This window comes from Paenibacillus nasutitermitis, assembly GCF_014641075.1.
Classification (GTDB): Bacteria; Bacillota; Bacilli; order Paenibacillales; family Paenibacillaceae; genus Paenibacillus_Z; species Paenibacillus_Z nasutitermitis.
Window position 1 is genome coordinate 1,049,817 of sequence record NZ_BMHP01000002.1, and the last position, 17,907, is coordinate 1,067,723.

Below are 17,907 nucleotides of genomic sequence, written 5' to 3' on the forward strand. Positions count from 1 at the left end.
CCCGCCCTGTCAATATGGCGATATATCACTATCTCTAGTTTCACTAGTAAGACCGCGCTTGAAATCCCCTAAAATGATCCTGAAATTGACTTCGATACTATCTTTGCTAATCATAACAGTCTCAAGCAAACTTCCTAGCATAACTTTCTTTTTATCGGTGGATGCGTTTTTATAAGTTTCCCTCCAAACAGGTATAATTTTTTGTAACTCTTCTGCATCATTAATTTCAACTTTTTTTGAATTTAATTTAATCTCCAATTGTTCAATTTCTGATTTCAAAGAAGCGATCTCATCTTTTTTAACTCCCACCAGCTCATTCAAATATTCGGGAGAAAACGGACTCTTTCCCAAATAGACTTTGGGACCTCCGCAGAAAGTGTTGACAACTCACTATAAAATTCTTCAATTTTATTTTGCAATGTTTTGAGAATTTTCTCATCGGCACGTATATTTTTTTCTTTAAAATCTTCAATTTGAACTGTGAAATCACGCTGTTCTAAATCGTCAAGATATGCATCTAGCCTTTTCAAAACTATACTTTCGATTCTTGGCGCTGCGAATGTTCCCTGCCCAACACAATCTGACTTCCCCTGCCATTTATTTGAGCATCTGTAACTTGGCGAAGATCCATACTTTTTAATTTTATTAACAAAAGAAGTAGAAACATTAAACTTTATATTGAAAACTGTAAAATCCATATGCAACAAGAGGGTTTAGAACCTATGACAATGTATTGCCTGAGTAAATAACTTTAAATAAGACTTGCATAACTGCCCATAAATATGATAAGATAATTTTTGTTCTAGTCCGATAGCTCAGCGGGAGAGCACTACCTTGACAGGGTAGGGGTCATGGGTTCAATCCCCATTCGGACTACCATTATTTTATAAATTGAGTGCATTAATTAAGATAACTGCTGACTGGTAGTTGTCTTTTATTTTTAATGTTTATTATTTAATAAATCGACTGGACTTAAAAAGACAACCGCTATTTGGCAGTTGTCTTTATTTTTTGTATGTTATTTATAATAAGCTGTGCAGAGATCCCTTTTCTTACCTGCGTAATTAGTGATGGTACTCTCCCAGCTGAGCTATCAAATCAAGAGATAATGTCGTTCAATGAAAAAAATTTTTATATCAAAATCGAAAAACGAAGTCAACATATATTTTCCTTTATTGCATGGGCATGATCGCTATGCTTGTCTCATGCATGTAATAGTATCCATATAAAGGAGGGAGGCATCAACGGATCATGATTCCTCTGATCATTTTTCAAATTGCCCTGATTATCATTATCGTCCGTTCCATATATTTTCTAGCGGGCTTATCAATCTGCCGGCCAAACGATGGCTCGTTATTCTCTTCCATCTGTCGATTGCCATTGTCTGTCTACAGTTTCTATTGTAAATGTTAAAAGAGCGGGATAACCTAACGATACTTTCAAGCCAATCTTCAGCCTGTACCTGCCCTGGCAGTAAGTATGACTCCCCGCCCAAGGGGCCACTCGAAATTCGAGTGGTCTTATTGACATGAAAAAATGAATCTTTCCGCCGGGCTGCCCACCACCTATATGGCTATGCCATAGAAGGAGTGTGCAAACGTTGGACAATCCGAACGGCCGATTTATTCGATTTTCACGTTTTTAAATACATTATCCAGCTTTTCATTCAGCTTCAGACGCTTTTTCAAAGGAATCTTAATATCTCTCCCGAGCTCCTTGAAAAAAGTCTCTACATCGCAGTTTACATTGCTGAGCAGAACAACCAATGTCCCATCCGCAATGATATTGCTGTTGTCTTCGCTAGGTACCACAACATCAACCGTGTACTTCTTGGTTAACGTATTGCTGTAACGGGCGAATATCTCAATTAATTCCTCATTATCGAAATTTTCAATTGCTGCTTGACCTTTTGCGGTGAAATTTAAATTTACTCTCACGTTCACTTTACCCCTTTTCTTTGAACCCTTTATTATCGTCGCTGGTCCATCCTTGTTGATCTCATGGTTCCTGAAGAGAAAAGCTAATATGTCAACTCTCTAATCATAGCACAAAATACCCCTGTTCATCGAGAAATATCTTAAGAAAAACAGCTGGTGAATATTTCAGTTGTAACATTCCACTACTTTTTGCCGTCTATGAATACGAACAGGTTGAAAACCAAAAATAACCAAGAGGTGATCTGTCATGAAAAAAAGTTTGCTGACGCTATCTGTGCTTGTGCTGCTATTTGTCGCAGCTCAAACTGTCTGGGCCTTCCCAGATACGAAAAATGATCCAAACGCATCTAAAATTGCCGATCTTCAAACCAAAGGCATAGTGAAAGGCGACAAGGACGGATTGTTTAAACCCGAAGATAAATTGACCTATGCGGCGGGAATATCCATTATTGTCGGCGGGCTGGATCTTAATTTGGATACCATCGATTTCATTAAAGAGCCCAAGGCAAGTGATTATTTCACCAAAATAAAAGACGATGCCTGGTATTCAGATGCATTCGTTATCTCGCAATACAACGACCTTAACGTTCCCAAGGATGTTGATCCAGCCGCTGCCATGACACGCGAAGAGTTCGCTTACTACTTGTTCCAGGGAGTCCAGAAGAAAGGCGATTATGCCTTTATCGATATCTATATGCTTATAAATGATGAGGCGGACGTAAACAAAACCTACATGAACAATATTCAAAGGCTGCTGATCTCCAAAATCGTAACACTGGACAGCAAGCAAAATTTTTATCCAACAAAAGAGATCACACGGGGTACTGCGGCAGGCTGGCTGTTCGATGCCATCAAATTCGTTGAAACAGCAGAACCGGTTCCCGGCGAAACGCCTGTTCCTTCACCGCTTAGCGAACTGACCATTGCGTCCAAAGCTGTAAATGACAATGTCAATGAAGTAACGGTTTCGGCAACAGTGCCTCACCCTGGATACGGCCTGAAGATTGCCTCCATCTCCTTCGACGGGGACAAAGCCATTCTTCATGTAGAAGCCGTCTATCCTGAAGAAGATAAAATGTACCCACAGGTCATCACGGAAGTGAAAGCCGTTACTTATGTATCGGCAGCCTATACATCTGTCCTTGGAGAGGAAGCCGGTTCATTAGGCGGTTCAGACGCTTCGGATTCCTCCACAGATATTCAGGCTGAATCCCCGACGGAGAGCCCGGCTAATCCGGTTCAGTAATGAATGATTGACTTAACATTTCTCTCATGAAAAAGGAGCCCCATGCGACTTTGAAGCAAAGTCGCATGGGACTCCTTTTCTTTGTTTAAGATACGGCAAAAGGTTCCTAGGGCATGAAACCTTCATGACCGAAATAAACGGTGCCTGGCTTCATAAGCATACTTAGCTCCCCAGTGAACCGGTCCGCAGTCTGCTCATCATAGAGTTCTTCAAGACCCAGATTCCGGTATTGCTCCCTCATGCCAAGCTGTGCGGATCGTTTGCCTTTGCTGCCATCCCCGCGGAAAAAATCATCGACAACCACTCGTTCCACAGCTTCCGCAAGCTTAGCGGTAAAATGCTCGGAGCAAGGCAGAAGCGGCGATACGGCCGCTTGTACCGGGATGCCATATTCTCTCAGCTCGCGGATTGCGCGCCATCTGGATGCCAGTGGAGGGGCTTTGGGGGTCAACTGCTTGCGAATGTCCTCCAGGTCCGTTTCAATCGTCATGCTGACACGGACACGGCTGCCCAGCCGTGCCAGCAGCTCCATATCCCGAACCACCAGCGGGCTCCGGGTCTGTACCAGCACAAAAGCAGGCGGCTGCTCCGCCATCACCTCCAGCACAGCCCTGGTCCGCTCCGCTGCGTATTCGGCCGGCTGATAGGGATCGGTCGCTGAGGACATAAAGACGGTGACCGGCCCCTTCTTCAGCGCTTTTCCCCATTCCTTGCGAAAATCCTCTCCGTCAAAGCTCTTCGGATCTACCCATTCTCCCCATTCTTCATTTCGGAACATGGCAATAGGCATACGCCTGACGTAGCAGTATGAACATCCGAAGGAACAGCCTGTATAAGGGTTTAGCGTGTAGGTATAACCGGTCAAATACCCTGAGGCCGGATTAAGCAGCCGCGGCACACGTTTTCTCGGTTCAGCCGGCGTCATCGCTATTCCTGATCCGCAGCGGATTCCAGCTCCGCCAGTGAAGGCAGGCACCAGTCGATCTCCGGACGTCCATTGCTGCGTAGAAATGTATTCGCGCGCGAGAAAGGACGGCTGCCAAAAAAGCCCCGATGGGCAGCAAACGGGCTTGGATGAGCAGAAGCGATCGTCGCATGTTTGTCTGAGTCAATCGCCCCTGCTTTCTCCTGGGCATGTTTGCCCCATAGAATAAACACAACCGGCGTCTCCCGTTTGTTTAAGGCTGCGATAATCGCATCAGTAAACCGCTCCCAGCCAAGTCCCTGGTGCGATGCCGCAGCGCCTGCCTGAACGGTGAGCACATTATTCAGCAGCAGCACCCCCTGCTTGGCCCATGAGACCAGATGGCCATGATCGGGAATGGGGCATCCCACATCATCACGCAGCTCCTTGAAAATATTTTGCAGCGAAGGCGGGGCCTTCACCCCGGGTTGTACAGAAAAGCTCAGCCCATGGGCTTGTCCCGGTCCGTGGTAGGGATCCTGTCCCAGAATGACGACACTCGTCTTCTCATATGAGGTATAATGCAGCGCATTGAAGATATCATGCATACCCGGATAAATGGTTTCCCCGCGGTATTTCTCCGCGAGCTGCGCACGAAGCTCCTTGTAATAAGGCAGCTCCAGCTCTTGATCCAAGATGGCAGCCCAATCATTTTTGAATATTGCAGCCAATTGAATTCCTCCCTAAAAGAAATTAAAAAAAACACCTCATCGAACCCCCATCTGCTGACGAGGATCACGGCTATGAGGTGCTCTTTCCTTCCGAGCGTTCAGCGAACGGGATCGGTATGTATGCAAGAGTCTTATGAGTACAACTTGGTGCCGAGGACGGGAATCGAACCCGTACGGTGGTCACCCACCGCAGGATTTTAAGTCCTGTGCGTCTGCCAGTTCCGCCACCCCGGCATGGTAAGTGACGTGTATGTGATGGTGGGCCCTGAGGGACTCGAACCCCCGACCAATCGGTTATGAGCCGACCGCTCTAACCAGCTGAGCTAAGGGCCCTTAAGATAATAATCGAAAGGTTGGTTGCGGGGGCAGGATTTGAACCTGCGGCCTTCGGGTTATGAGCCCGACGAGCTACCGGGCTGCTCCACCCCGCGAAAGTACCATTTTCACAACAACGTCATTTCAATGGCGACAAGATATAATATACAACACATTCCAATATTAAGTCAAGATAATTTTTTCAGCTGATGCTTAAGGAATATAGCGTACACCGAATCGTCCCTTTTTTGATTGGAAGACTTCAATTTCCCGAGGACACTCATAGCCGTAAATCCACCAGTCATTCTCCATACGGCTTACCAGACAACCCGCTTGAAACTTCGTTTCATACAACCGGACCCAATAGATCCATCGCATGAAAATCAACCTCCCTGACCATTTTTTCCATAGATTGCCCAGGAGCAGGTCAAGCTAGCCTCCCTTTTGCGTAAAAAAAAAACTGCCGCACTCATTTGTGCGGCAGCATAAGAGGTTTAACCCCCGTAAGTCCCTCCCATCACGCCGCCTCCATTAACGGGTTCCAGCGTGGCGTTAGGATTTTGCTTAAGTTTTTGCAGAAATGCATCGCCTTTGGTCTGCCATTCCTTGAGGGCTGCATCGACGGATTTCTTCCCGCTGAGTACCTCCTGGAATAATGGCTGGCCAAGTTGATTGACTGACCACAGATTCGGTTTCTCCCGGTTTAACTTGTCGAAATCGATATCCTGCGGTGGAGTAGGTTTAAGCGCATAGAAGGCACCGATGTTGTAGCTCATACCATCCTTAGGCTTGAGGAAGGATTTGCGGGCAACCATCTCATAGGAACTGCGCGACTTCAGCTTCGCCCATTCCTTGCTGTTGTTAAATTGAATGAATTCCCAGGCATCTTCACTGTTTTGCGCTTTGGAATTGATGGCCATCAGATTGTTCAAATAAATATTTCCCCCAACGCCTGGGGCTTCGGCAAATGTAGGGACGGTTACAACATCCCAGTCAATCGCTTTGATGTCTTTGTTCTTGGTTGAAAAATCTTTGGCTCTGGCCAGCTCGTTAATATAGTCATAACCGCCGATTGTCATCGCAACGCGTCCGTTGATGAACAGATCACCCTGGAATGGATTATAAATCTGCTTGGCACTCTTGCTGCCGGCCGCGGCATCGCCATTATCCACATTCATATCCTCTTGTGTCGGCACGATTTTGTTCTTGTACAGCTTCGCCACATCAGACCACACTTTATTCCACTGCGGTGTATCGACGGTCATTTTCTCGCCTTTTTTATCGAAAGTCGTCAGCTGCAGCGGGGAGGCGTAATTCTGGGTATCATAGAACCCGTCACCGCTCCAACGGTTGAAGGAGAATCCGAATGTGCGTTTTTTGCCTTCGCCTTTGGAAATACGCTCCGCCAGATTGAATATATCCGGCCACTGCATATTGTCGGTTGGCGGGGTAAGGCCTGCTTCGGTAAACAAACCTTTGTTATAATAGAGTGCCGATGCGCTGAATGTAGGTGTCAGCGCATAAATGTTATTGTCGCCCGCATCCTTGATCCCGTCAATGACCGCCGGCACGAAATCTTCAATATCGAATTTGCTGTCCGCAATAAGCGGATCCAGCTGCGTAAGCATATTATCCTGCACCAGACGTTTCAAATACGAGGAATCCAGCACGACCACATCGACCGGATTGCTGCCTGCAAGCATCTCCTTCAGTTTCTCATAAGGATCGGGCTGTTTGGTGTTCTCGTCCTGCTGCTGAAAACGCTGATCATCATAATTGATTGCAGCTGCAATTTCAATATCAACATTAGGATGCGTAAGCTCGTAAGAGTCCGTAAATTGTTGGCGCAGGTATGGCTCGTTGTCCGAATTGGAATACATGAATCCTATGCGCAGCACACTGCGTTTCGTATCGCTGCCGCTGTCGCCTTTCGAGCAGGCAGCAAGCATACCCGATACGAGAGCCATAGATAAGGTAATGGCAGAGGCCTTGAGAATAATCGATTTCCCTTTAGGTTTGAGCTTTTGTTCCATAACTGGTTATCCCTCCAATGATTTTGGCGACGATATAATAATACGCTCGCCATCGAATTCCATCGATGCTTTATCGGTGATCTGTAAAGCTGTTAAATAACTTTTGGGTATTTGCAGCCTGCCAACTCGGTCGACCACCACATATTCCTCATGAACCTCGCCTTTTCCATGCTGCGACAAGCTGATATTTCCGTCTGCATCTATGTTGGGATTGCGCTTGATAAATTCCGTACTTGTCAGTCCGTCACGGATCGCAACCACCCGGTCAACCTTGCCGGCCAGCGACAAATCATGGGTTACGATAACAATGGTAATGCCGATTTCGCGGTTTAATTTGCGGAAGATATCCATGATCATATCCGAGGTCCTGGAATCGACCGAGCCTGTCGGCTCATCGGCAAGGAGCATCTTCGGACGGTTGGACAACGAAATCGCTATGGCTACCCTTTGCTGCTCCCCGCCTGACAGCTGGTGAAGCTTGTTATGCATCCGCTCCTTGAGTCCCACCCATTCCAGGAGCTGTTTGGCATATGCACGATCGAGCTTGGAAGAGAGCATCATCGGCATCTCCACATTCTCCAATGCGCTCAGATAGGGCAGCAGATTGCGCGCATTGTTCTGCCAGATGAAACCGACAGTATCTCGTTTGTATTCGACCAATTGCTCATCGGTAATCTTCAGCAGGTCCCAGGGACCGACATGAACGGAACCGGCGGAGGGCCGGTCCAGCCCTCCCAATATATTGAGCAGGGTGGATTTCCCGCTGCCGCTGTTTCCGATGATCGCCATCATTTCTCCTTCGCGCACATTCAGGTTCAGCCCTTGAAGAGCGACGACTTCGAGATCTTCCGTTTTGTAAATTTTAACCAGACCTTCGCAAGATATCATCCTTGTGTTAACGCTCCTCTCCCATCTTCACCGCCTGGTGCACGCGCAGCCTGCGGATATGCACCAGCAGCAGCGCCGCGCCCAGAAGCATCATGCCCCCTACGACGATATACAGCTGTGTCGTGTCCTTCGAATCGAAGACCACCCTGAAGGGAGGAACCGAATTCGTAACATTCTCCGAAGTCTGCAGAAAGGGCAGGAACAGCAAGCTTGCTATCTTCCCAATCAGAATACCAAGACCGATCGACAAGCCGGCCGTGAATATTTGCTCCAGAAGCAGCATTCCTGTAAGCTGTCTGCGCGACAATCCCATCGCGCGAAGGACACCGAACTGCACGATCCTTCCCGATAAATTAAAGAACCAGTAGAGCACATATCCGGTAAGAGAAACGATGATGGAAACCAGGAAGCCCAGACTCAGGATTCCGAATACGCCGCCCCTTGTCGGAAGCTTGGATTGCGAAGCAAGCTCAATGCGGACATCCTTCACATCCGCAAGGTCAATGCCTTGTTCCTCCAAAGCTTTCATAATCGGCCCAGTAAGTGAACCGGGCTTCATCTTCAGCCATACATCATACGGAATAATCGGGACCTGATCATAGATATAATCCAAATTGGCAATAACGAATGGCGATTGGTCAGGATATTGGGCCGGCCAGTAAGGCACAATTCCCACGACCACAAATTCAATCATGCCGTCCTGCAAGCCGACCGACACAATATCACCAAGCTTGAGTTGATATTTCTCGGCAACACTGGAAGGAATAATGGCCGCCTGCTCATACATCCCGAGGTACTTCAAATAATTAAAGGGATGTGCCTGGTACAGATCGTCACGAAACCAGGCGACTTTGGAGAAATCGACATTATCAATCCCCATAAGGGTTCCTTGCCCAATGGAACGTCCGGAGACGACTACATTGCCCTTGGTCTGCAGTACGCGGGCTGCCGATTCCACGCCTTCGAGCTTGCGGAATATTTCAAACGGCGGTTCGGTATAATTCATGCGGGTTGGAACGGAAGAACCGCCTCCATTGCCTCCCCCACCACCTTGACCGCCGCCACCTTGGCCGCCGCCGTTTCCGCCTTGGCCGCCACCCTGGCCGCCTCCTTGACCGCCACCAGACTGGCCGCCACCTTGATTTCCTTTATCAATAACCTCTGGCTTGCCCTCCCAGACCGTCTGCATAACAACATCCGTTCCGAACTTGTAGAGCGTGCGCTCCGTCGAGTTCAGATCGATGGTCCGTGCCGCCGAAGCATTATAAACACCCAGACCAAGCGTAAGAATGAGCAGAATCATCAGTGGATAATAACCTTTGGAAGAACGGGAAAGCTGGGTAAGCGTCAAATACAGGGGCACCGGCAGCAGCTTCCGCCCCAGCCAATTAAAGAGCTTGAGCAGCCACGGGAACACACGAAGGAAGAAGAGCCCCATCGCGAAGATCGCCAGCGCCGGTACAAAGAACAGGAACGGCTGGACATTCAGCTGCTCCGACGTCATTCCACTCTGGAATGAAATCATCTGTCGTTCATTAAACAAATACCAGCCGTAACCGGCTATTCCCAGCAGCACCACATCCATATACCAGCGCTGCCATACCGGTCTTTTGTCCGACCTTGCCATCTGCTGTTTGTAATTGACAATCGACGATCTCGCATACAGGACAGCCGGAATTACGGTTGCCAGCATAGCAAGGACGACGGCGGCCACGCCGGCAATTATGGCTTCCGAGGAGAAACCGACCGGAATGGACTGCCGGTTTACAAACTCCAGGAAACCGTTGGCGGAGCCGATACTCTTGGCCATAAACCATCCGATTAAGGGTCCGATAACCAGCGCGACAGCGCCCAGCAGGATGCTTTCCAGCAAATAAATCCAGATAATCTGTCGCGTACCCGCGCCGCGGCTGCGCAGCACGGCGATATCGCTGCGCTGTTTATCCAGCGACTGCCTGGCATTCATGGCAATAAAATAGAACACCATTGCCAGCATCGGAGCAGCCAGCGTGAAGAGCAGCAGCTGAAGCTGGAGGCTCTGTGTCCGGAATTCGCTGAGCAGCTTGGAGAACGAGATCTCCACCTTCGTATCCTTAAGCCGTTGATACAATTCAATATTGAGACGATCCAGCGTCTTCTCAAGCGGGGACAGCTGGCTGGTCTGGATCTCGCCCAAATCAAAAGCATAATACCAGTTAGCCGTATGCAAAGGTATTTTGCGGTCGGTCAGGAGCCCCTTCTGAAAGGCGTTTCCGCCAATTTGCAGCGTGCTCATCATCCCTTCAAGTCCTTGATACCAGTATGGATCGGTATCGCTAAGCGGCTTATAAGCGCCGACAATCTTAACACGCAGCGTCAGATTCAAGCCGCTGTATATCGGATATTCAAACACATCACCGATATGTATATCGCTTCGGTACATCGCTTCTTCCATGATTACCGCTTCAACAGTATCGTTTTCCCCTACCGAATCGGCGTACCATCTTCCTTGTGTAAGCTCGCTTTTTTCCTCGATTCCACCCATGGAGGTCAGAGAAAACTGTCGGGAACGGCTGGCATCGACTTTGGTCGGATCTTCCGGCGATATGTCGGCGCTGCGGATCGCCAGATTTTGAACAAAGGTATGGAATGGAAATCCGATGTCCGAAGGAACATCCTCTTTGACATAGCGCGATACTTCCGATAATGCCTTCACATCCGTGCTTCCGCCGCCTGTAGCCTGATAGCGCATCAACAGCGATCCTGCGGGCAACCCACCGCTTTCTTCCTTCAGCGACTGCGCGACAACCCGTTTGAGGGCGCCATCCGCATACATCGGGATGCTTGTCGCGAATGCTACGGCAATAATCAGACCGGCAAGCGAGCTAAGCGTCATCCATCGCGTGTTCCACATTTTGCGGAACAAAAAGCGAAATAGCGGCATCCCCATCCTTTATCGACCTACGACTTTCTGTCCAGGCGTTAACCCTTTTATAATTTCAATCTCCGTCGGCGTCTGTTCGCCAACTTCGACATCCACTTCGCGTTTGCCCTGGTCATCCGCAACCTGAACATACGTACGGGAGCCTATTGTCCGCAATGCGGATGGAGGAATAACGATCACGTTTTCCTTGCGCGAAGTCGTGATGCTGATCGAGAGAAGCGTACCGCGCACTGCTTTTTCAGGCATTTTTGAAAGCTCCACAATCAAAAAGTCCTCGGGACGCTCCGGTTTCTGAGCAGCTCCGCCGCCGTTTCCGCCGCCATTGCCCCCGTTTCCGCCATTCTCGTCTTCTTTATCGATGACCGGCAGCTGCTTCACCTTGCCGTTCACCTGACCTGCACCGTTTATGTCAACCATGACCGGCATACCGACGCTGATTCCCTTCAATTCATCCTGGGACAGTTTGGCCGCAGCGGTTAAACGGCCCGTATCGGCGATAACGCAGATAGGATCATAAGCTTTAATCTGATCCCCTTTCATGACAGACACCGACACGACTGTCCCGGTGAATGGAGCGACCAGCGTTGCTTTATTGATTTCTTCCTGGGCGTCCACAAGCTTTTGGCGTTTCGCTTCAAAGTCCACGACAGCCATTTCAAAATCAATCGGCTCCATTTCATCCTTCTTGCGCAGCGTATCTTTCATCTGCACTTCGTCTTTCTTGAACTGCAGCTTGTCGGAGCGCAGTGTCTTCACCAGATCTTCGACATCCAGAGATCCAATCGTCTGACCGGCAGTTACCTTCTGGCCGGCTTTGATGTTTAAATCCTTCAGACGTTTGCCATCCAGCGTAAAATACATCGTTTCTTCCTGCAGCGAAATAATCTTGCCGGTTCCCGTCGTTTTCGATTCGAGCGTCGTCGTCGTAACATCATACTCCGGCTTCTTCGAAATTTGCGGCGGTGTGATCTCCGGCAATACCTCCTCCTTGTCTTCATTGGGGAGCAGCGAGCAGCCGCTGGTGAAAACAAGCGCAGCTCCTAAAATAACAGCGGCTGTCCGCTTAAATGAACCTTCCGTCAACCATTTCGTAAACATGATCGGCAACCTCCAAAATCGTAGGATCGTGCGTTGTCATACATATAGTAACTTGCTCCGTGCGGATAATCGTCTGAAAGACCGACATAATCTGTGCCGACATCTGTGAATCAAGATCGGCCGTTGGCTCATCAGCCAGCAGCAGCAGCGGCCGGTGGGCAATCGCCTTGGCAATGGCCACACGCTGCTGCTCACCGCCCGAGAGCTCGTAGGGCCGGTGATTCATCCGCCTGGTCAGCCCAACCATTTCCAGACAATGCAGCACTCGCGGTTTCCATTCACTCTTGGGCGTTCCCGCCATTCGGAGCGACAGTTCGACATTTTCATATGCCGATAATAAGGGCATCAGCGCAAAAGCTTGAAAAATAAAGCCCATCTGCTTGCGCCGGACAGACGTTCTCTGATCGTCATTCATTTTATGAAAAGGCAGCTCATGAAAAAAGATCTGCCCCTTGGTCGGCTGATCAAGTCCCCCAATCATGTTAAGCAGTGTTGTCTTGCCGGATCCGGATCTCCCGCGCAGCATGACAAGCTGCCCGGGAACAAGTTCCATGTTAATGCCCTTCAGCACATGGAGCGGATGGCCGCCCACCTGGAACGTTCGCTCTACCGATTCGACAGACAACAGCGGTTTGCCGCTCTCGGCAAGCTGTTTCAGCTCCGGCCTAACGTCTTGATTAACAACATCATAGGTTTCAATTACAGGTTCTTCCGCAGGCTCAATAACGGCTACAGATTCGGTTTGTTTGCGTCTCCATAATGCCATGCCGGTATCCGTGACCCCCTTTCCATTAGAATTCTTTAATCCAATATACCGTATAGACGGAGCAGGGGGACAAAAAGTTACGTACAGCGTGTCACGATTAGATAAATTTTTGATAAAGTGGGAGCATTTCCTTCAATCCTATAGACGACGACAGCGCTATCATGGAATACAAAGGTAAATATCGCGCATGCGCTGACAAAATCAGACCGCCGGCACGCTGCCAGTGGTCTGATTGAGCTTGAAGATGGACACAAATTTGTCACACGCGTCTTTCTGAAATCAACCGCGCATCGCAATAGCATTTCCGGATGTATAGCGGCGCAGACCGGCTTGAAATAGCACGACCGATACCGCGAACAACAGCATTGAAATACCGGCTGCGCTGAATGCGAACAGAGGGTCAAAATGTTTCAGCATGCCAATCGGCAAATAGCTGATGAACCCCGCCGGAATTAGCGAGAATAGCAATATTTTGGCGGCACCTCTAAAAATATCAGAAGGATAGGTGGTAAGCGCGACAAAGCTGTTAAATACCTGCTGCGAAATCCCCTCCGAGTTCCCAAAAAAGAAGGAACAGCAGCCGAAAATGATCATCACCGCCATAAACAAGGTTCCGCTAATGATGAGCGCTGCTGCGAACAACAGCACTCCCGCCAGCGTATGGTCGCCTACCAGCGCATAAACCACGATGGCAAAAGCAAAATCACCGATCGCAGTGAGCGACATGCGGCTCGCCAGCACATGAAGCAGGACAGGTTTGGGCTGTGTAAGATAAACATCCAGCTGGCCGTTTGCGACGATTGTTGCGATGCGGTGAAAATTGCCGAACAGAATGCTGGCCAGCCCGAAGCCGCCGGCGCTGACCGCCCACAGCATCATCACATCGCTGAGCTCCCATCCGTTGACAACCGGGAACCGGTTAAAGAACATACTCCAGAAAAAAAGCCACATAAAGTTGTTCAGAAACATCATGCCGGCAAGCAGAAAAAAACTGACCCGGTATTCCATCGCCGATGCCAGATTCACTTTCCAGCAAGTCAACAGAAATCGCGCGTTTGCAGTCAGTGCTCCGGATGCACCGCTTCCAGCTACTCTTCTATCCACCATTGACATGCAGCCTCCTTACCCCTCTTCTGTATATAATCAGCACAGCGGCCGCCATCGCCAGAACCCAAGCTCCCTGGATCAAAAACTGCTGCAAAACAGGAGCAGATCCGTATTTAACCGCCGTACGGGCGGGAAAATACAGCACTGCCTGGAAAGGCAGCCAGGCGCAGATCCGCTGCAGCCATTCGGGCATCAGATCAATCGGCAGCAGCATCCCGCCCACCGTAAATTGGAGTTTATGAAGGACAAATTCCATTCCCCGTGTCTCCTCTACCCAGAAGGCCGTTAACGCAACGACCGCATTAAGCAGAAATGCGAGTGTCAGCGCCCCGAAGCTGAGCGAGAGAAACCCCAGCCAGCCCCACCCAAAAGACGGCGCCCCCACAAAAGGCCAGGCAATCAAGCTGCCAACCGCCAGATGGACACTGAAACGAAAAACGGACTCGGCCAGATAGGATATATAATGATAGCCGACATAGGACAATGGACGAATGAGCCGGATGGCGATCTCCCCGCTCTTCACCTCGTCCTCTATACGCAGGCACAGGGAAGGTGCGGCCATAGTCAACGCTTCAGTGAATACCAGATACCAGATGATTTGTTTCAGCGTAAACCCTGAAATAACACGCTGCGCATCACCCTCGTAAGCGGCTGACCATAGCTGGGTAAAGACATAGAGAATGAGAAGCAAGAACAGGGAGCGGATGACAAAATCGGATTTGTACGCCAGCTGCTGGCGCAAGGTTATCCGGGAAACAGCATAAACCTTTAAACTTTTGGACTGCCACTTCATTAATCGTGCATTCATTGAATAAGCTCCCCTCCCGTTCCGGCGGCACTCATCCCGTAAATATGTTTAATGATTTCTTCCATAGGCGGATCCTCAATCGTCACATCATCAAGCCTGACCTGCGTGAGCAGGGCGCTGAGCACCGTTTCAATATCCGTTTTCCGCAAATCCACGGTCAGCTTCAATCTTCTGCCTTCCGACGAAATCACACTCGCTCCGTCTACCTCCGGAATGGTGTTTTCCATATGGGTGACAGACAAGGTCAGCACGATCGTCTTGCGGTTCATCACATCGCGCCTCAGCTTCTCCACGGGAGCATCCAGCAGGATTCCGCCATGATGAATTACCACCGCCCGGGCACAGAGCTCTTCTACGTCACCGGCGTCATGGGAGGTCAGGAAAACCGTCGTGCCTTCCTCCTTGTTGCACTCGCGGATCAGGTCGCGGATACGCTGCTTCACGACCACATCCAGTCCGATCGTCGGCTCATCCAGAAACAGCAGCTCAGGACGGTGGAGGAAGGAGACGGCGATTTCGCAGCGCATCCTCTCCCCCAGCGACAGCTTCCGGACCGGCGTGTGCAGATACGGTCCCAGCTCGAAGCGTTCGATCAATTCATCCCGCCGGGCGAGATAATCGTTCCGCTTCAATTCATATACCCGGCTGATCAAATCAAAGGTGTCAATCGGCGGCAAATGGTACCACAACTGCGACTTCTGGCCAAATACCGCCCCGATCCGGTAGGAAAGCCGGGTACGGTCGCTCCATGGCGTAAAGCCCAGCACTTCGGCGCTGCCGGAAGTGGGGTGCAAAATACCGGTCAGCATCTTGATCGTTGTCGATTTCCCTGCCCCGTTAGGTCCCAGGAAAGCAACCGTCTCGCCAGCCTGAACAACAAGATCGATCCCGTCTACGGCTTGCTTCTCCTCCCATTTCGGTCTCAACAGGGACTTTAGACTTCCGGTCAGACCTGCCTCTTTTTGTTTAACTTTGAATGTTTTGCTCAGCCCTCTCGTTTGCAAAGCCAACATATGGGTCACGCCCCTTTCGTAGATCCCCGCCTTAAAAAGTGGAATGAGCCTTGCGGTCTGCCGTGCAAGTTTTCAAATAGCAAAAAAGACCTCCGGCAAGGCACCGCCCACTAAGGTGAGGCGGAACTTGCCGAAGGTCTTTTATCCCTTACGGTGTAGCATGACGTATCGTCCTTTGCCGGTTTCGCTCGGTTCGCCAAGTACGCGGAGCCCTAGAAACCCTTCCGTTTAATGTAATATATTACAATCTCATAAACGGTTTGGCAAGACTTTTATCGGGAAGCGGATGATCAGGCGGTGAATAATAAATCCTCCATCATTGTGACCAGCCTGTGCTTCATATGGAGGAGCTTATGAGCAGCCCGGTCCTGCCAGGCGTCATTGTCCATGTTTTTCAGTTTTCGTTCAATCATGCTGTAGGTTTCATCCATTTCGATAATCTCATCAACCTTGGTCAGCTCGCGATCGTAGATGCGTACGCGGTACAAAAGGTCTCCCGTCGTTTCGAATAAGTGAACAAAATAGTTGTTGTTCATAAGCGTTGCCCTCATCTTTCACATTCTATTTGTTGGATAAGCTATTTGTAAGAGTATGCAGCGGAATTGTTAGTTATTACACGGGTGTGGATCCTTTGAATCAGATGCTATCAAAAAAACAGGACAAGGGGGGTCCCATGTCCTGCTTTTTCCGGTAAAGATAGATGTGATTTAGACTCCAAAAGACTGCGGGTTTTGTCTCCATTCAAGCAGAAGCTCGACATCACTGTTCTGAACGGCTCCGCTTTGAACGGCCACATCGATCAGCGCGGTATAGTTGGATAAGGTTTCAAGCTGAATCTTTTGCGCCGCAAATGCATCCAGGGCCATCTGGAACTGATAGGTAAAAATGGCGATTACCCCTTGCACTTCGCAGCCTGCTTCGCGGACGGCTACAGCAGCTTTCAGCGAGCTGCCGCCAGTCGAGATAAGATCCTCGATCAGCACCACCTTCTGGCCGGCAGTGAAATGGCCTTCGATCTGGTTCGTCTTGCCGTGTCCCTTGGCTTTATCCCGGACGTACAGCATCGGCAGATTCAGCTTCTGGGCGACCCAGGCGGCATGAGGAATTCCGCCGGTGGCGATGCCCGCAACCGCTTCGCAATCGGGATACCGCTCCCGGATGACAGTCGCGAAGCCTTCCGCGATTACTTCACGGATTTCCGGATAGGACATGGTCAACCGGTTGTCGCAATAAATCGGCGACTTCAATCCCGAAGTCCAGGTGAAGGGATCGTTGGGCTGCAGCTGTACCGCATTGATTTTCAGCAAAGCCTTGGCAATTTCGGCTGGCAATTGTTCCAATAAAGGTTTCGTCATTTTACAGCATCTCCTTCAAAATGGATTCAACGGCTTCCCGTGGATCGGGAGCAGCCGTAATCGGACGGCCGATTACCATATAATCGGTTCCTGCCTCCAGCGCTTGCCGTGGGGTCATGATCCGTGACTGGTCATTGACATCCGCTCCGGCCGGCCGGATTCCCGGCGTAATCGTTTGAAAGTCTTGTCCGCAGGCGGCTTTAATGGACTGCACCTCCTGCGGGGACGCGACGACCCCGCTGAGTCCGGCATTCCTCGCAAGCCGCGCATAACGCAAGACCGCATCTTCCACAGTCCCTTGGAGACCGATTTCCCTGTTCAGCACATCCTGGCTGGTGCTGGTCAATTGAGTTACGGCAATGACGGACGGCCGCTTCAATCCGCTTGCACCGGCAAGTGCCGCATCTACCCCTTCGAGGGCCGCTTCCATCATTTGAATGCCCCCTGCCGCATGCACATTAAAGACATCTACACCCAGCTTGGTGATGCTGCTGGCTCCGCCTTTAACGGTATTGGGAATGTCATGCATTTTCAAGTCCAGGAATACCCGGTACCCGCGTTCTTTCAGACTGGCCACAAAGCCCGGACCGGCAGCATAAAACAACTGCATGCCTACTTTCATGTAGCAGGGAATGCCCTCCAAACTGCGGAGCAGCCCTTCCGCCGCGGCAGCATCAGAGTAATCGAGTGCGACCATAATGCGTTCCGCCGCTTCCTCACGAGACAGCTTAACCATGGATCCACCTCCGGATTTTTGCTATTGGCATAACGAAAGCCTGCTAT

At 49.9% G+C, this 17,907-nt stretch carries 18 protein-coding genes and 4 tRNA genes; 2 read left to right on the plus strand and 20 right to left on the minus strand.

What is annotated here, in order from left to right; all coding sequences use genetic code 11:
* Positions 1 to 9 precede the first annotated feature (9 nt).
* Positions 10 to 351, minus strand: coding sequence for a hypothetical protein (locus IEY46_RS15070; RefSeq protein ID WP_229750309.1), 342 nt, complete (start codon positions 349 to 351; stop codon positions 10 to 12).
* On the minus strand, positions 318 to 707 hold the full coding sequence (locus IEY46_RS15075; protein WP_188992800.1) for a hypothetical protein: 390 nt from the start codon (positions 705 to 707) through the stop codon (positions 318 to 320). Before IEY46_RS15075 ends, IEY46_RS15070 begins: the two co-directional genes overlap by 34 nt.
* Before the next feature lie 97 nt (positions 708 to 804).
* Here IEY46_RS15075 and IEY46_RS15080 point away from each other — a divergent pair.
* Positions 805 to 879: transfer RNA gene (locus IEY46_RS15080), tRNA-Val, on the plus strand.
* Positions 880 to 1,622: 743 nt separating this feature from the next.
* On the opposite strand, the gene IEY46_RS15085 is transcribed toward IEY46_RS15080, so the two are convergent.
* Positions 1,623 to 1,937, minus strand: a complete 315-nt coding sequence (locus IEY46_RS15085) for a hypothetical protein (RefSeq protein WP_188992801.1) — start codon at positions 1,935 to 1,937, stop codon at positions 1,623 to 1,625.
* A gap of 247 nt (positions 1,938 to 2,184) precedes the next feature.
* On the opposite strand from IEY46_RS15085, the gene IEY46_RS15090 reads away from it, so the two are divergent.
* Positions 2,185 to 3,183, plus strand: a complete 999-nt coding sequence (locus IEY46_RS15090; RefSeq protein ID WP_188992802.1) for an S-layer homology domain-containing protein — start codon at positions 2,185 to 2,187, stop codon at positions 3,181 to 3,183.
* A gap of 106 nt (positions 3,184 to 3,289) precedes the next feature.
* On the opposite strand, the gene IEY46_RS15095 is transcribed toward IEY46_RS15090, so the two are convergent.
* The 17 genes from IEY46_RS15095 to pyrF all read right to left on the minus strand — a co-directional run bounded on the left by IEY46_RS15095 (position 3,290) and on the right by pyrF (position 17,860).
* Positions 3,290 to 4,159 carry an SPL family radical SAM protein gene (locus tag IEY46_RS15095; RefSeq protein ID WP_308422801.1) on the minus strand — a complete coding sequence of 290 codons (870 nt, stop codon included), beginning with the start codon at positions 4,157 to 4,159 and terminating at the stop codon, positions 3,290 to 3,292.
* Positions 4,111 to 4,818, minus strand: a complete 708-nt coding sequence (locus IEY46_RS15100; RefSeq protein WP_188992804.1) for a uracil-DNA glycosylase — start codon at positions 4,816 to 4,818, stop codon at positions 4,111 to 4,113. The genes IEY46_RS15095 and IEY46_RS15100 overlap by 49 nt, the downstream gene beginning before the upstream one ends.
* A gap of 145 nt (positions 4,819 to 4,963) precedes the next feature.
* A tRNA-Leu gene (locus tag IEY46_RS15105) sits at positions 4,964 to 5,052 on the minus strand.
* Between the two features lie 22 nt (positions 5,053 to 5,074).
* A tRNA-Ile gene (locus IEY46_RS15110) sits at positions 5,075 to 5,151 on the minus strand.
* 21 nt (positions 5,152 to 5,172) lie between these two features.
* Positions 5,173 to 5,249, minus strand: a tRNA-Met gene (locus IEY46_RS15115).
* Between the two features lie 97 nt (positions 5,250 to 5,346).
* Positions 5,347 to 5,511, minus strand: a complete 165-nt coding sequence (locus IEY46_RS15120; protein ID WP_188992805.1) for a hypothetical protein — start codon at positions 5,509 to 5,511, stop codon at positions 5,347 to 5,349.
* 116 nt (positions 5,512 to 5,627) lie between these two features.
* Positions 5,628 to 7,166, minus strand: a complete 1,539-nt coding sequence (locus tag IEY46_RS15125) for an ABC transporter substrate-binding protein (RefSeq protein WP_188992806.1) — start codon at positions 7,164 to 7,166, stop codon at positions 5,628 to 5,630.
* Positions 7,167 to 7,172: 6 nt separating this feature from the next.
* Positions 7,173 to 8,054: an ABC transporter ATP-binding protein gene (locus IEY46_RS15130; RefSeq protein WP_188992807.1), complete on the minus strand. Its 882-nt coding sequence runs from the start codon at positions 8,052 to 8,054 to the stop codon at positions 7,173 to 7,175.
* A 7-nt stretch (positions 8,055 to 8,061) separates the two neighbouring features.
* Positions 8,062 to 10,983 (minus strand): ABC transporter permease, encoded by a 2,922-nt coding sequence (locus IEY46_RS15135; RefSeq protein WP_188992808.1) that lies wholly within the window; start codon positions 10,981 to 10,983, stop codon positions 8,062 to 8,064.
* 3 nt (positions 10,984 to 10,986) lie between these two features.
* A complete protein-coding gene (locus IEY46_RS15140; protein WP_188992809.1) occupies positions 10,987 to 12,075 on the minus strand; it encodes an efflux RND transporter periplasmic adaptor subunit in 1,089 nt (362 codons plus the stop codon).
* Positions 12,041 to 12,841, minus strand: a complete 801-nt coding sequence (locus IEY46_RS15145; RefSeq protein ID WP_188992810.1) for an ABC transporter ATP-binding protein — start codon at positions 12,839 to 12,841, stop codon at positions 12,041 to 12,043. The genes IEY46_RS15140 and IEY46_RS15145 overlap by 35 nt, the downstream gene beginning before the upstream one ends.
* Positions 12,842 to 13,120: 279 nt before the next feature.
* Positions 13,121 to 13,948 (minus strand): ABC transporter permease, encoded by an 828-nt coding sequence (locus IEY46_RS15150; protein ID WP_188992811.1) that lies wholly within the window; start codon positions 13,946 to 13,948, stop codon positions 13,121 to 13,123.
* A complete protein-coding gene (locus IEY46_RS15155) occupies positions 13,938 to 14,756 on the minus strand; it encodes an ABC transporter permease (RefSeq protein ID WP_188992812.1) in 819 nt (272 codons plus the stop codon). The genes IEY46_RS15150 and IEY46_RS15155 overlap by 11 nt, the downstream gene beginning before the upstream one ends.
* Positions 14,753 to 15,769, minus strand: coding sequence for an ABC transporter ATP-binding protein (locus IEY46_RS15160; RefSeq protein ID WP_188992813.1), 1,017 nt, complete (start codon positions 15,767 to 15,769; stop codon positions 14,753 to 14,755). Before IEY46_RS15160 ends, IEY46_RS15155 begins: the two co-directional genes overlap by 4 nt.
* Positions 15,770 to 16,059: 290 nt before the next feature.
* Complete coding sequence (locus tag IEY46_RS15165; protein ID WP_188992814.1) at positions 16,060 to 16,305, minus strand: hypothetical protein; 246 nt, start codon at positions 16,303 to 16,305, stop codon at positions 16,060 to 16,062.
* Between the two features lie 171 nt (positions 16,306 to 16,476).
* Complete coding sequence (pyrE, locus tag IEY46_RS15170; RefSeq protein ID WP_308422802.1) at positions 16,477 to 17,124, minus strand: orotate phosphoribosyltransferase; 648 nt, start codon at positions 17,122 to 17,124, stop codon at positions 16,477 to 16,479.
* A gap of 1 nt (position 17,125) precedes the next feature.
* The gene (pyrF, locus tag IEY46_RS15175) at positions 17,126 to 17,860 is read right to left on the minus strand and encodes an orotidine-5'-phosphate decarboxylase (protein ID WP_188992815.1); all 735 of its coding nucleotides are present in this window, start codon (positions 17,858 to 17,860) and stop codon (positions 17,126 to 17,128) included.
* Positions 17,861 to 17,907: the final 47 nt, after the last annotated feature.